Source organism: Anaerostipes faecis (genome assembly GCF_910574135.1).
Classification (GTDB): Bacteria; Bacillota; Clostridia; order Lachnospirales; family Lachnospiraceae; genus Anaerostipes; species Anaerostipes hominis.
Genome location: NZ_CAJSYK010000003.1, coordinates 1 through 14,383, shown reverse-complemented (window position 1 = coordinate 14,383; position 14,383 = coordinate 1). Strand labels below are relative to the sequence as shown.

13 protein-coding genes are annotated in these 14,383 nt (G+C 45.2%); 12 read left to right on the top strand and 1 reads right to left on the bottom strand.

Annotated features, from left to right (window positions below; genetic code table 11):
* The first annotated feature begins 36 nt into the window (after window positions 1-36).
* A complete protein-coding gene (uvrB, locus tag QGT46_RS03295; protein WP_024729422.1) occupies window positions 37-2,022 on the top strand; it encodes an excinuclease ABC subunit UvrB in 1,986 nt (661 codons plus the stop codon).
* A gap of 9 nt (window positions 2,023-2,031) precedes the next feature.
* Window positions 2,032-4,854 carry an excinuclease ABC subunit UvrA gene (gene uvrA / locus QGT46_RS03290; RefSeq protein ID WP_301589560.1) on the top strand — a complete coding sequence of 941 codons (2,823 nt, stop codon included), beginning with the start codon at window positions 2,032-2,034 and terminating at the stop codon, window positions 4,852-4,854.
* Window positions 4,855-4,916: 62 nt separating this feature from the next.
* On the opposite strand, the gene QGT46_RS03285 is transcribed toward uvrA, so the two are convergent.
* Window positions 4,917-5,459: a stage V sporulation T C-terminal domain-containing protein gene (locus QGT46_RS03285; RefSeq protein ID WP_024729424.1), complete on the bottom strand. Its 543-nt coding sequence runs from the start codon at window positions 5,457-5,459 to the stop codon at window positions 4,917-4,919.
* Window positions 5,460-5,616: 157 nt separating this feature from the next.
* On the opposite strand from QGT46_RS03285, the gene QGT46_RS03280 reads away from it, so the two are divergent.
* The 10 genes from QGT46_RS03280 to QGT46_RS03235 all read left to right on the top strand — a co-directional run bounded on the left by QGT46_RS03280 (window position 5,617) and on the right by QGT46_RS03235 (window position 14,286).
* A complete protein-coding gene (locus tag QGT46_RS03280) occupies window positions 5,617-6,126 on the top strand; it encodes a YcxB family protein (protein ID WP_024729425.1) in 510 nt (169 codons plus the stop codon).
* Window position 6,127: 1 nt separating this feature from the next.
* A complete protein-coding gene (gene tsaE / locus QGT46_RS03275) occupies window positions 6,128-6,550 on the top strand; it encodes a tRNA (adenosine(37)-N6)-threonylcarbamoyltransferase complex ATPase subunit type 1 TsaE (protein WP_024729426.1) in 423 nt (140 codons plus the stop codon).
* A complete protein-coding gene (gene tsaB / locus QGT46_RS03270; protein ID WP_024729427.1) occupies window positions 6,551-7,270 on the top strand; it encodes a tRNA (adenosine(37)-N6)-threonylcarbamoyltransferase complex dimerization subunit type 1 TsaB in 720 nt (239 codons plus the stop codon).
* Window positions 7,251-7,955 carry a ribosomal protein S18-alanine N-acetyltransferase gene (gene rimI, locus QGT46_RS03265; protein WP_301589557.1) on the top strand — a complete coding sequence of 235 codons (705 nt, stop codon included), beginning with the start codon at window positions 7,251-7,253 and terminating at the stop codon, window positions 7,953-7,955. Before tsaB ends, rimI begins: the two co-directional genes overlap by 20 nt.
* Window positions 7,956-7,969: 14 nt before the next feature.
* The gene (locus tag QGT46_RS03260; RefSeq protein ID WP_024729429.1) at window positions 7,970-8,881 is read left to right on the top strand and encodes a ribonuclease Z; all 912 of its coding nucleotides are present in this window, start codon (window positions 7,970-7,972) and stop codon (window positions 8,879-8,881) included.
* Window positions 8,882-8,891: 10 nt separating this feature from the next.
* Window positions 8,892-9,914 carry a tRNA (adenosine(37)-N6)-threonylcarbamoyltransferase complex transferase subunit TsaD gene (gene tsaD, locus QGT46_RS03255; RefSeq protein WP_301589553.1) on the top strand — a complete coding sequence of 341 codons (1,023 nt, stop codon included), beginning with the start codon at window positions 8,892-8,894 and terminating at the stop codon, window positions 9,912-9,914.
* Window positions 9,915-9,930: 16 nt separating this feature from the next.
* A complete protein-coding gene (gene ispD, locus QGT46_RS03250) occupies window positions 9,931-10,716 on the top strand; it encodes a 2-C-methyl-D-erythritol 4-phosphate cytidylyltransferase (RefSeq protein ID WP_301589551.1) in 786 nt (261 codons plus the stop codon).
* Between the two features lie 404 nt (window positions 10,717-11,120).
* Window positions 11,121-12,977 (top strand): BglG family transcription antiterminator, encoded by a 1,857-nt coding sequence (locus QGT46_RS03245; RefSeq protein ID WP_301589549.1) that lies wholly within the window; start codon window positions 11,121-11,123, stop codon window positions 12,975-12,977.
* Complete coding sequence (locus QGT46_RS03240) at window positions 12,974-13,444, top strand: PTS sugar transporter subunit IIA (RefSeq protein ID WP_301589547.1); 471 nt, start codon at window positions 12,974-12,976, stop codon at window positions 13,442-13,444. Before QGT46_RS03245 ends, QGT46_RS03240 begins: the two co-directional genes overlap by 4 nt.
* Before the next feature lie 11 nt (window positions 13,445-13,455).
* The gene (locus QGT46_RS03235; protein ID WP_148459143.1) at window positions 13,456-14,286 is read left to right on the top strand and encodes an HAD-IIB family hydrolase; all 831 of its coding nucleotides are present in this window, start codon (window positions 13,456-13,458) and stop codon (window positions 14,284-14,286) included.
* Window positions 14,287-14,383 lie beyond the last annotated feature (97 nt).

Below are 14,383 nucleotides of genomic sequence, written 5' to 3'. Positions count from 1 at the left end.
TCTATTCCGTTTTACGATATACGGAGGTGTATATTTATGGATCATTTTGAATTGGTATCTGAATTTGAGCCTACTGGGGATCAGCCGGAAGCGATTAAACAGCTGGTTTCTGGATTTAAGCAGGGGAATCAGTTTGAAACGCTATTAGGGGTTACAGGGTCAGGCAAAACGTTTACAATGGCAAATGTCATTCAAGAATTAAATAAACCTACATTGATCATTGCCCATAACAAGACCCTGGCAGCACAGCTTTACAGTGAATTTAAAGCATTTTTTCCGCATAATGCCGTGGAATATTTTGTTTCCTACTATGATTATTATCAGCCGGAGGCCTATGTACCGTCCACAGATACCTATATTGAAAAAGACTCTTCCGTCAACGATGAGATCGATAAACTGAGGCACAGCGCCACAGCCGCCCTCATAGAGAGGAAGGATGTGATCGTGGTATCCAGTGTTTCCTGCATTTACGGGATAGGAAGCAAGGAAAATTACTCTGAGATGATGATTTCCTTAAGACCCGGTATGCAGAAGGACAGGGATCAGGTTATTGATGAACTGATCAATATCCAGTATGTCCGAAACGAACTGGACTTTAAACGGGGAACCTTCCGGGTGAAAGGTGATGTCCTGGAGATCCTTCCGGTCTCTACATTTGAGGAGGCTGTCCGGGTAGAGTTTTTCGGAGATGAGATTGACAGGATCGTGGAATTTGATGTTCTCACCGGAGAAGTCAAGAGAAGCATTAACTTTCTCGCCATATTTCCGGCATCCCACTATGTAGTTCCGCAGGAACAGATAGAGCAGGCGATTGTTAATATCAAACAGGAGCTGGCCGAGAGGGTAAAGTATTTTCAGGAAAATGACCAGCTGATCGAGGCACAGAGGATTGCGGAACGAACGAATTTTGATATTGAGATGCTGAGGGAGACCGGGTTCTGTTCCGGTATTGAGAACTATTCCAGGCATCTGACCGGGGGTAAACCAGGGGAACCGCCGAGTACGCTGATCGATTTCTTTGGGGATGATTTTCTGGTGATCGTGGACGAGTCCCATATCACAGTGCCCCAGATCGGGGGTATGTATTCCGGAGACCAGTCCAGGAAGTCTACCCTGGTGGATTTCGGATTCCGTCTGCCGTCGGCAAAGGATAACCGCCCGCTGGAATTCAGCGAATTTGAGAGTAAGATCGATCAGATGCTGTTTGTTTCCGCAACGCCGAACAAGTATGAAGCAGAGCATGAACTTCTCCGGGCAGAACAGATCATACGCCCGACCGGACTTTTAGATCCGCCGATTGATGTGCGTCCGGTAAAAGGACAGATTGACGACCTTTTATCTGAAGTGCATAAAGAGACAGAGCAGGGACATAAGGTTCTGGTTACCACCCTTACAAAGCGGATGGCGGAGGAGCTGACCGATTACATGAGGGAGGTTGGAATCCGGGTTAAATACCTGCATTCTGATATTGATACCCTTGAGCGGACAGAGATCGTCAGGGATTTGAGGATGGACGTATTTGATGTGCTTGTCGGCATCAACCTGCTGAGAGAAGGTCTGGATATTCCGGAGATCACGCTTGTCGCGATCCTGGATGCAGATAAAGAAGGCTTTTTAAGATCAGAGACTTCTCTGGTGCAGACAGTGGGTCGTGCGGCCCGAAACAGTGAAGGACATGTTATCATGTACGCCGACAATATGACAGATTCCATGGAAGCCGCCATCAGTGAGACAAACCGGAGACGAGCGATTCAGGATCAGTACAATAAAGAGCATGGCGTCACACCGCAGACGATTCAGAAGGATATACGTGATCTGATCAAGATTTCTGAGGAGGAAGAAGCAGAGCAGACCAATGAAAAGGATATTGAGTCTATGAACAAGAAAGAACTGAAGGAAAATATTGAACGGCTCACCAAGAAGATGAACAGGGCGGCGGCAGAGCTGAATTTTGAGGAGGCCGCAACGCTGCGGGATGAACTGAAAGAATATAAGATTGCTTACAGAGATTATGATAAGTAAGGAGATACTATGAAGAAGGATGTTATTCGGATCAGAGGAGCGAAAGAACATAATTTGAAAAATGTAGATTTAGTAATACCCAGAAACGAGTTCGTTGTTCTCACAGGACTGAGCGGTTCCGGGAAATCGTCCCTGGCATTCGATACAATTTATGCGGAAGGGCAGAGAAGATACATGGAGTCTTTGTCCTCCTATGCAAGACAGTTTCTCGGACAGATGGAAAAGCCGGATGTAGACAGTATTGAAGGTCTGTCCCCCGCTATTTCCATCGACCAGAAATCCACCAACCGAAATCCCAGATCCACAGTAGGTACGGTGACAGAAATTTACGACTACTTCCGTCTGCTGTACGCCAGGATCGGGATTCCGCACTGCCCTAAGTGTGGGAAACCGATCAGCAGGCAGACGGTAGACCAGATGGCAGACCGGATCATGGAATTTAAAGAGGGAACAAAGTTCCAGCTTCTGGCGCCGATTGTCCGCGGAAGGAAGGGAAGGCATGAAAAGATTTTCTCAAATGCCAGGAGAAGCGGCTATGTCCGTGTCAGGGTGGACGGAAACATTTATGATCTGGAGGAAGAGATCACACTGGACAAAAATAAAAAACACAACATTGAGATCGTTGTGGACCGGCTGGCAGTGCGTCCGGGGATTGAAAAGAGACTTACAGATTCTATTGAGACGACTCTGGACCTGGCGGATGGATTGATGACTGTGGACATCATCGGGGGAGAACCGATGAATTTCAGCCAGAGTTTCTCCTGTCCCGACTGTGATATCAGCATTGACGAGATCGAGCCGAGGAGCTTTTCTTTCAACAATCCGTTCGGAGCCTGCCCGGTCTGTCACGGTCTCGGATATAAGATGGAGTTTGATGTGGATCTTATGATTCCCGATCCGAAACTGAGCATTGCGGAAGGTGCAATCCAGGTGATGGGCTGGCAGTCCTGCACAGACAAGAAGAGTTACACTCGGGCGATCCTCGACGCTCTTGCAAAAGAATATAAATTCGACCTGAACACACCTTTTAAAGACTATCCGAAAAAGATCAGAGATGTGATTCTCTACGGAACAAATGGAAAAGAAGTGAAGGTTCATTATACCGGGCAGAGGGGACAGGGTGTCTATGATGTCTCCTTTGAAGGTCTGATCAGAAATGTAGGCCGGAGATACCGGGAATCCTCTGAATCTATGAAGGCGGAGTACGAAAATTACATGACAGTTACCCCATGTGAGGAGTGCCACGGACAGAGACTGAAGGCAGAGTCGCTGGCTGTGACTGTGGCCGGAAAAAATATTGCGGAAATGTGTGATATGTCTGTGGGAGAAATTTCTGCCTTTTTGGACGGGATGGAACTGACAGACCGCCAGCAGTTTATCGGAAGCCAGATTCTAAAGGAAATTAAGGCCAGAGTTGGGTTCCTCAACAATGTGGGGCTTGAATATCTGACACTCTCCAGGGCAACCGGCACACTTTCCGGGGGAGAAGCCCAGAGGATACGTCTTGCAACCCAGATCGGATCGGGTCTTGTGGGTGTGGCATATATTTTGGATGAACCGAGCATCGGTCTGCACCAGAGAGATAATGACAAGCTGATCAATGCCCTGAAAAATTTAAAAGATCTGGGAAATACCCTGCTGGTCGTGGAACACGATGAGGATACGATGCTGGCGGCGGACCATATTGTGGACGTAGGACCCGGAGCCGGAGAGTACGGCGGTGAGATCGTAGCCCAGGGAACTGCCCAGCAGATAATGAAGAATAAAAAGTCCATCACCGGTGCATATTTGAGCGGAAGGATTAAGATCCCGGTTCCAGAGGAGCGCAGAAAGCCTACCGGCTGGATGAAGGTGATTGGTGCCAGAGAAAATAACCTTAAAAATATTGATGTAGATATCCCTCTTGGGGTCTTTACCTGTGTGACCGGTGTGTCCGGTTCCGGGAAAAGCTCTCTGATCAATCAGATTGTTTATAAGAGACTGGCGAAAGAGCTGAACCGTGCAAAAATCAAGGCGGGGAAACACACAGACATCGAAGGTTTTGACCAGCTGGATAAGATCATAGATATTGACCAGTCTCCGATCGGACGGACGCCGAGATCAAATCCGGCGACTTACACGGGTGTATTTGATCAGATCAGAGATTTATTTGCCATGACAAAGGACGCAAGGAGCCGTGGATACAATAAAGGAAGGTTCAGTTTCAATAAAAAGGGGGGAAGATGTGAGGCATGTGCCGGGGACGGTATCATTAAGATCGAGATGCATTTCCTTCCGGATGTTTATGTTCCCTGTGAAGTGTGTCAGGGAAAGAGATACAACAGGGAAACACTGGAAGTTCTCTACAAAGGAAAGAGCATTTATGACGTCCTGAACATGACGGTTGAGGAAGCCTGTGAATTCTTTTCGAATATTCCGAGCATCAGTCGGAAGATGGAGACGCTGAGAGACGTGGGTCTTTCCTATATCCGCCTGGGGCAGCCTTCCACCCAGCTTTCAGGCGGAGAAGCCCAGAGAATCAAACTGGCTACGGAACTGAGCAAACGGAGTACAGGAAAGACAATCTATATTCTGGATGAACCGACCACAGGACTTCACTTTGCAGACGTCCATAAGCTGGTAGATATCCTGGGCAAGCTGACGAAAGGCGGCAATACGGTTATTGTCATCGAACACAATCTGGAGGTCATAAAAACCGCCGATTATATTATTGACATTGGACCGGAAGGCGGCAGCAATGGGGGAACTGTCGTTGCTCAGGGGACTCCTGAGGAGATATGTAATGCAAAACAGTCTTATACTGGAAAATATCTTAAGAAATACCTGGATTAATAATAAACTGCCGGACATGCGGTGAGCATGCCGGCAGTTTTTGCACGGCGGTTTCGGTGCGATTAATCTTCCATTTGTTTTCCCAGGAAAGAAGCACCTATTTTTGCGATGGTCAGATCCTGTTCATTCATTTTGTTTTCATTGGAAAGTATACAGACCAGTCCAATAGCATCTCCTTCGGCAATAATAGTAGCCACAGCCTGATTTGTAAACTCATCAGGGAAATCGGAGATGATTGGAACAAAATTCTGATCTCCTTTGACTGCACTGAACTGTCCGCGGTCAATGATGATCTGTTCTGCCTGCTCATGCAGGAGCTTTCCGGACAGCTTTTTTCCATTTGGACCTGCCGCTGCGATAACAGAATCCTGATCGCAGATACAGATTGTATGAGGAAGGGTGGCAGCTATGGACTCAGCATACTGTTTTGCTATCTGCCCCATTTCCCCGATCGGAGAATATTTTTTAAGAATGATACTTCCGTCATGTTCTGTAAATATCTCCAAAGGATCACTTTCTCTGATATGCATTGTCTTGCGGATTTCTTTCGGAATTACGATCCTTCCCAAATCGTCAATACGTCGTACTATTCCTGTTGCTCTCATGTGTTTACGTCTCCTCTCACAAACATATATTTTCCCATGTGGATATTGTTTGCATCGGGAGAAAAAATATACCAAAACTCTTTTTACTATGATATAATTAAAAACTAGAGCGAGATGAAAAGCATAAATTCAATGATAAAAGATAAAGGAGTAAGAGATGAATTTTAATATTAGATTAACCGCAAAAGATCTGTATCAGTTCTCTATGACCCATGCGTATAATGGACAGTCGGGAATTTTTACAGCCATCTGTGTTCTGGTCGGAATTATGATGGTATTCCGCGGCACAGCGGCCGGAGGCGGAATGTATTATGCAATGCTTGGAGTATTAATGATCGCACTTTTCACGATCGTCACACCGCTTACTTTATATATGAAGGCAAAGAAACAGGCTGCAGGGAATCCAATGTATCAAAATGAAACGGAATATGATCTTCAGGAAGACGGAGTTCATGTGACAATGGGAGATCAAACGGGAGTCATTCCTTGGAATCAGATCGTTAAGATCAGACACAGCAGAGGAATGTATATTTTATATACAGGAAAACAAAGTGCATTTATTTATCCTGATGTAGCGCTCGGAGAACAGAAAAACGAAATCATGAATTATATTTACCAGCATGTACCGGCCAGTACAAAGCTTCCAAAGTATGCAAAGAGGTCTTAGTATGACAGAAAGCTTAAGTTATGGGGATACATTTCGTACAGGCTTTCTGCTGGGAGAAAAGGCCGAACCTGGAGATGTGTACTGTCTCTGCGGAGATTTAGGAGTAGGCAAGACAGTCTTTACCCAGGGATTTGCAAAGGGTCTCGGAATAGAGGAACCCGTGCAGAGTCCTACTTTTACGATCGTGCAGGAGTATGAAGAAGGACGTCTGCCTTTTTACCATTTCGATGTCTACCGCATCGGGGACGTTGAGGAGATGGACGAAATCGGGTATGAAGATTATATTTACGGGCAGGGAGTTTCCCTGATCGAGTGGGCCAACTTGATTGGGGAGATCCTGCCTGAGCATTATACGAAGATTACGATTTCCAAAAACCTGGAACGGGGATTTGATTACCGGGAAATCAAGATTGAGGAGATATAGATGAAGATTTTAGCATTGGATAGTTCAGGGCTTGTAGCATCGGCTGCTTACCTTGTGGACGGCGTAATGGTCGCTGAATATACGGTCAACGATAAACTGACTCATTCACAGACACTGCTTCCCATGCTGGATGTGATGAGAAAACAGGTGGGATTTGAACTGGCTGAACTGGATGCCATTGCAGCAGCCATGGGTCCGGGTTCGTTTACCGGGCTTCGGATCGGGGCAGCCACAGTGAAAGGGCTCGGTCTGGCTCTTGACAAGCCGGTCATTCCGGTCCCGTCCGTGGACGGTCTGGCTTTTCAGCTGTACGGAGCACATGGAATCATCTGTCCCATTATGGATGCCAGAAGGAATCAGGTTTATACCGGATTTTACCGTTTTGAGCATGGAAAGTTTACTGTGATAAAAGAACAATGCGCCCAGAGTATGCAGGATACGCTGGATCAGCTGACGGATTTTGAGGATACGGTAATTTTTCTGGGGGATGGGGTTCCTGTCCATAAGGAAGCGATCTCAAAGCAGATGGGTGATAAGGCTTTTTTTGCTCCTGATTTTGCAGGACGGCAGAGAGCCGGTGCTGTAGGAGCGCTGGCCGGCATCTATTACCAACAGGGAAAGTTTGTCACGGCAGATGATTTTGAGCCTGAATATTTACGGAAATCCCAAGCAGAAAGGGAAAGAGAAGAACGACTGAAACATGAAGAAACCAATATTTGAGGTAAGAGAAAAAGATCTTGCAATGATTGCTGAACTGGAAAAGCAGTGTTTTTCAGATCCATGGTCTCTCCGCACGCTCGAGGATGCCTTCAGACAAAAGGATTACTTTATATATGTGTGGCGTGATATGAAACGCGTCAGCGGTTATGTCATAGGCCGGCTGGCGGCAGACGAGGGAGAACTGCTCAGAGTCGGTGTCCTGCCTTTCATACGGAATTTCGGTATCGGAGCACGGCTGGTTCGTGTTTTGCAGGAGGAGCTCGCAAAAAGATTTGTCTCCGCCATTTATCTGGAGGTGAGAGAATCCAACAAACCGGCGATCCGCATGTATAAAAAGCAGGGATTTATTGTTCAGGGCCGAAGACCCAAATATTACCGGAATCCGATGGAAGACGCTGTTTTAATGCGCTGGGACGTGCCGGCCCAGTCATTACCAGTAGTATCGGAAGAAGAACCTTCTTATAATGAGACCTATAAGGAGGAGAATGAGATGAAGTGCAACTTATGTGGTCGAACAATCAAAGAGAAGGAAGATTTTTTTAAAGGTGAGAAGGAGTGGGGATATTTTTCAGGCAAAGATCTGGAATGCCATGAATTTTTCCTTTGCGAACACTGTTATGATGAACTGGTAAAAAAATTTAAAATACCGGTTTCTGTGAAAGAAAAGAAAGAAGTCTTGACTTAGAAAAAGGATGAAAAATGTTAGATGTATGTTTATTAGGTACCGGAGGCATGATGCCTCTTCCATATCGGAAATTGACGGCATGCATGACCAGATTCAATGGTCATGATGTGCTGATCGACTGCGGCGAAGGGACACAGGTGGCGATCAAAGAACGGGGGTGGAGTGTGAAGCCTCTGGATGCTATCTGTTTTACACATTTTCACGCAGATCATATCAGCGGGCTTCCGGGCCTTTTGCTGACTCTTGGAAATGCCGAGCGGACAGAGCCGTTATTGATCATCGGGCCGAAAGGCGTGGAGCGGGTCGTACAGTCTCTGAGGGTCATTGCTCCGGATCTGCCATTTGAGATCGAATTTCTGGAACTGTCCGGGAAACAGCAGATAATCCCTATGGACGGATATCAGATCGAGGCGTTCCGTGTACAGCATAACATTATGTGCTACGGATATAATATGATTATACCGAGAGCCGGAAAATTCGATCCGGAAAAGGCAAGACAGAACGACATCCCGATGAAGTACTGGAGCCGTCTTCAGAAAGGTGAGACGATAGAAGCCGATGGACGTGTCTTAACCAGTGATATGATTCTCGGTGAAGCCAGAAAAGGGATCAAACTGACCTATTGTACGGACACAAGGCCTGTTCCTTTCATAGCAGAAAATGCCCGTGGTGCAGATCTGTTCATCTGTGAGGGCATGTATGGAGAAGAAGGCAAAGAGAAAAAGGCAAAAGAATATAAACATATGACATTTTATGAAGCTGCAAGGCTTGCGAAACAGGCAGATGTGGGTCAGCTTTGGCTGACCCATTACAGCCCGTCTTTGGTAAGACCAGAGGAATTTATGGGGAAGGTCAGAGAGATCTTTCCGAGATCCAAGGCCGGAAAGGACGGAAAAACGGTTACTTTGGATTTTTGTGAGGAATAGGGAGCAGACAATGGATAAAAATATTAAAATACTGGCAATTGAATCTTCCTGCGATGAGACTGCCGCGGCAGTAGTGGAGAACGGGAGAAGTGTTAAATCCAATATTATTTCATCACAGATAGAACTACATAAGCTGTACGGAGGAGTCGTACCTGAGATCGCATCGAGAAAGCATATCGAAAAGATTAACTATGTGATCAGAGAGGCATTGAACGAAGCGGATGAGACCCTGGATTCAATCGATGCAGTGGCAGTTACCTATGGTCCGGGACTCGTAGGAGCTTTGCTTGTGGGAGTTGCGGAGGCAAAGGCGATTGCTTTTGCCAAAGATAAACCCCTGGTAGGAGTTCATCACATTGAAGGACATATTTGTGCCAATTATATAGAACACCACGAGCTGGAACCTCCGTTTTTATGTCTTGTTGTATCCGGCGGACATACTCATCTGGTGGATGTAAAGGATTATGGAGTCTATGAAATCATCGGGCGTACGAGGGACGATGCTGCCGGAGAAGCATTCGACAAGGTAGCCAGATGCATCGGTCTCGGTTATCCGGGAGGTCCAAAGATCGAAGCTCTGGCCAGAGAAGGAAATAAGGAAGCAATCAAATTTCCAAGGGCAAAAGTGGACGATGCACCGAATGACTTCAGTTTCAGCGGACTGAAGTCCTCTGTACTAAATTATCTAAATAAGTGTGAGATGAAGGGGGAAGAAGTGAACCGGGCAGATGTGGCGGCATCTTTTCAGGAAGCTGTTGTGGATGTACTCAGTACCCATGGCGTAGAAGCGGCAAAGAATCTTGGATACCGGAAACTTGCGATTGCCGGAGGAGTCGCTTCCAACGGAGCTTTCAGGGAGAAGATTCAAGCCAGATGCCGAGAAGCAGGAATTGAATTTTATCACCCATCACCCATATTATGTACGGACAATGCGGCAATGATTGGAGCCGCAGGGTATTATGAATATATGAACGGAGCCAGAAGCGGCTGGGATCTGAATGCGGTTCCGGGATTGAAGATCGGCCAGAGATAAATAATTAGGAGATGCCATGAAGGAGAAAATCGTAGCCATAGTACTTGGCGCGGGAGAAGGAAAACGCATGGGGAGCGGGATTCCCAAACAGTATATGATCATTAAGTCAAGACCTCTGATCTACTATGCCCTGAAAGCCTTTGAACACAGTCCGGTGGATGAAGTCATATTAGTAACCGGAGAGGATGAGATCGACTATTGTCAGAAATATATTGTAGGCAAGTATCAGTTTGAAAAGGTGAGCAGAATCGTAGCCGGCGGTCGGGAACGGTACGAGTCTGTCTATCTTGGGCTGAGAAGCATTGAGGAGGCAGACTATGTTCTGATTCACGACGGAGCGAGGCCGATGCTGAATGCCGATATTATACGAAAATGTATTATCAATGTGCGCAGGCATAAAGCTTGTGTGGTTGGCATCCCTTCAAAAGATACGATCAAGGTTGTGGACAATGACACTTATGCGGTTTCGACGCCTCCGAGAAGAAAGCTTTGGCAGGTCCAGACTCCTCAATGTTTTGATTTTGATCTGATCTATGATGCCTATCAAAAGCTGATGGACAGCGGAGATACTACCGCAACCGATGACGGTATGGTGCTTGAAAATTATGGAGACCAGAGAGTTAAAGTAAAGCTCATTGAAGGAAGTTATGACAATATTAAGGTGACAACTCCCGAGGATGTGAGGATCGCAGGAAGTCTTGTGAAGGCCAGAAAGCTGTTCCGGTTCCTGCACAATGTACATGATAAGATTATTTATCTGCAGATGAAGATACTGCAGAAGCGGTTTTTTACGAAGAAATAGGAAGAATGTACCAGGGGTAGTGCAGTGCATTGTTTGGCAAATGGAAAAATGTTATAGATAGTCTATGCAGAAATGCATAGGCTTTTTTCATTTCATAGGAAAGTTCTACGACCCTCCCTATGAAATAAAAACGCTCCGCGGGCTGTACACAGATGCATAAGGAAATTATTTGCCTGCGGCAAATTGCATCTGGCACGCAAAGTTGCCAAGCCCCTCAAAGAGTGAGGGGTTGGGGAGATGAAGTGGGCTTGCCCACTTTGTTCATTGGTGTACTAAAACTTCCTTAGAGCTAGAGTAGGAGTTTTGTATTTTTAGAAGAACAATTGGGTGATATAGTTTGTTTAAAGAGGAAGGAAACAATCCTGAGAGGTAACATATCAGATATCATCCCAGAGGGAGAGAACATGAAGAGTTTAAGTAAGAGACAAAAGAATTTTATAAGGATGATGATGCAAGAGGATTGCTACAGGTCAGTTCATTATTATGCCGACAAATTAAAGGTGTCAGATAAGACATTAAAGGATGATTTGAAAATGATACGGCAGGTTTTAGAAGAAGAAAAGATTCAGGTCATAGGCAGGACAGGAAGAGGGATTTTGCTGGATATGGAAAACAGAGACCGCATCAAAATGACAGACATTTTGGGAGCATATGGACCGGAAGACAGCAGCGGTTCGGTAGAGTGGCGGAGGGGCATTATTCTCAAAAATCTGCTGATTCATTCCGGCAAATCTACATCGCTTCAAAAATTATCAGAGGAATATTATGTCGGAAAGGCAAGTATTGTAAATGATCTAAAGCTGATTGAAAAATGGCTGGCAGATTTTGATTTGAAGTTGGTCAGGAATGTGGAAGGAACCCGGATTGAAGGTGAAGAAATTAATATCAGAGAAGCAATTGCATCACTGATCAACGGAGAGGGAACAGCAGGCGGTCTCAATGACGATATACAGCCGGACGGGATATGTAGGCTGAATATGCCGACACTGCGGGGACTGCTGGAAGTGTTTTCGCTGGAAGAAATCATTTTTGTGGAATCTCTTCTTGTCAGTTTGGAAGAAGAAGAGGGAATCGACATCAATGATATTTACTATGTAAATATTCTTACTCATATTTTAATCTGCATCAAACGTGTCAGGGATGGCAATAAGATGGATTCACTAAATGATGATTTGTCAGAGACGGACAGGAACAGAGTTTATCAAAAAGCAGATCAGATTGCCCGGAGTATTTGGGAGAAATACGAAATTAATATTGGAGAGGAAGAGATTACTTATATATACCAGTATTTAAGCTCGCTGAGTACGATTGAGGGAGTAAAAAAAGAGATAAAACAGAAGAGAAGCATCGGTGAAAAGGTGGCGATGGCTTTGACTGATTATATGTCCGGCGTAATGGGCGTTAACTTCTTTAAAGAAAAAACCTTACTGGAAGGACTGATGCTCCACATAAGGCCGATGCTGAACCGTCTGGAATACAATATTCAGATTACAAATCCATTGCTGGAAGAAATGCAGCAGTGGTACCCGCAGATGCTTGGGATTTGTAAGATTGCCTGTACGGTTGTGGGGAAACGTTTTCATCTAAAAAAGATAAGACTCGATGAGATTGCTAATATTGCTACATATTATCAGACAATGATCGTCAAGCTGTCATCCAGAATCAATGTTTTGGTAGTCTGCCACAGCGGATTTGGAACTTCTCTTCTGCTGAGCGAGAAAATCAAACAGGAATTTCCTAAAATCCGTGTGATTGATACGATTTCTTCGCGGAAGCTGAAGGAGAGGGAGCTGGGAGACACAGACTTTATTATCTCCACAGTTCCGGTAAACCCGGGGAATATTCCGAACCTGATGATTTCCGCACTTCTGACCAAACAGGATATAAAGGCTATCAGGAATTATATATATGATATCTGCAAAAGCCAGGAGACCAATAGTGCAGGCGTTAAACTGGGGGAAATGATCCGGGAAAGTCCGTCTGACGCTGAAAGGGAAATGATATGTAAAGCGGAGCTGATATCCGGTTTCTATGTGAACTTATGGTACCAGGAGAAGTCAGAAATATATCTGGATATGGATGCTGAGACATCTGCACTCACGATTGATGTGTGTACGAGTTCAGAAGAAGAACAGCAGAAGATTCTTCATGAATTATATTGCCTGTCGATGGACAAAAGAAGGACGGAAAGGCTGAAATCCGCTAAGACCAGAGAGGAAGCCCTGGATGTATTAATGAGAGGAGGGAGAGCAGAACAATGAACATAGAGGATTTGATGCCGGAGGAAAAAATTCTGCTACATGCAGATATCCACACGAAGGAAGAAATGATAGAACAGCTGAGCGGCCTGCTGACCGGTGGGACAGATTCTAAAACGAAGAGCAGACTTATGAAAGAAGTGTGGAAAAGAGAAAAGGATGGATTCACTGCGATCGGAAATTCTGTCGCACTGGCTCATGCTGTATCGGATTTTATTTCTGAGGTCAGCATAGTCTGCATCAGATCCGAGCATGAGATTGACTGGGCACCGCAGCAGCATGTAAATAAGAATAGGATGGTCCGGCTGGTATTTTTATTCGTCATACCCGAAATTATGGTAGATGATGAAGACAGAGAAGAGCTGGAAGTATTGAAACAGGTGGTGCTTAAGGCAGGGAGAACAGAAATTGTTCAAGGACTGCTGAAAGCTGTGGATAAAGAAGAGTTCAGGAATATTATCAGTGGATAAAAGGAGTGTGTATGAATTATTATTCAATGTTTCTGTCAGATGTTGACGGAACTTTAGTGGGAAATGATTTTCATCTGCATGATGATGTGATCCAGGCGGCAAAAGACTATGAGGCTTCCGGAGGCCGCCTGATCCTGTGTACCGGAAGATCTGTGGAGGCATTAGAGGAATACAGCAGAAAACTGAATCTTAAATTTCCAGCAGTCGTCTATAACGGAGCCGGAATTTATGATTTTCAGAGGAAGAGGCTGATCTGGAAGAAGCCACTAGGGAAGGATATCCTGCATGATATTCAGTTTATTTATGAACATCTGCCTGAAATATGTATCCAGATCTTTACTGAAAAAGGAATCTACAGAATGAGAAGCAACTGGATGATCGAGAATCACGGAGTGAAGGAGGAGATGGGAAAAGAAATTTTCTCAGCCGGACAGGCACAGGGTGATATTTTGAAACTGTCTTTTACGGCAAATCATAGAACGATACTTGAAAAGTGTAGGAATCTGCCTTTGTGGAAGGGGAGAAGATACGAATATTCCAGCAAACATTTTACGGAGGTAACTTCTGAGCAGACTGGCAAGCACGTGGCAGCAGCTCATTTGATGGAAGTTCTCGGAGCAAAAAAAGAAAAAATATTTGCTGCCGGGAATGGAATGAATGATTTGAGTATGCTGAAGATGGGGCACTTCTCCTTCGCACCGAAAGATGCTGCCAGACAGGTACTGGAGATAAGCGATATTTTGATTGATTCTCCTGCCAGCTGCGGAATGAAACAGGCATTCAGGCTGGCGGATCAATATAATCTGCAAATTTCAATAACTTCTCGGAATCTCAATGAATGAGATTCTAACTGAAATTTGAAAACTGAATATCGTGCAGGAATAGAGATTTGGCAAAAAAGGGCATAAACGTTGGACATAGAGGAAGCTATGCCTTGAA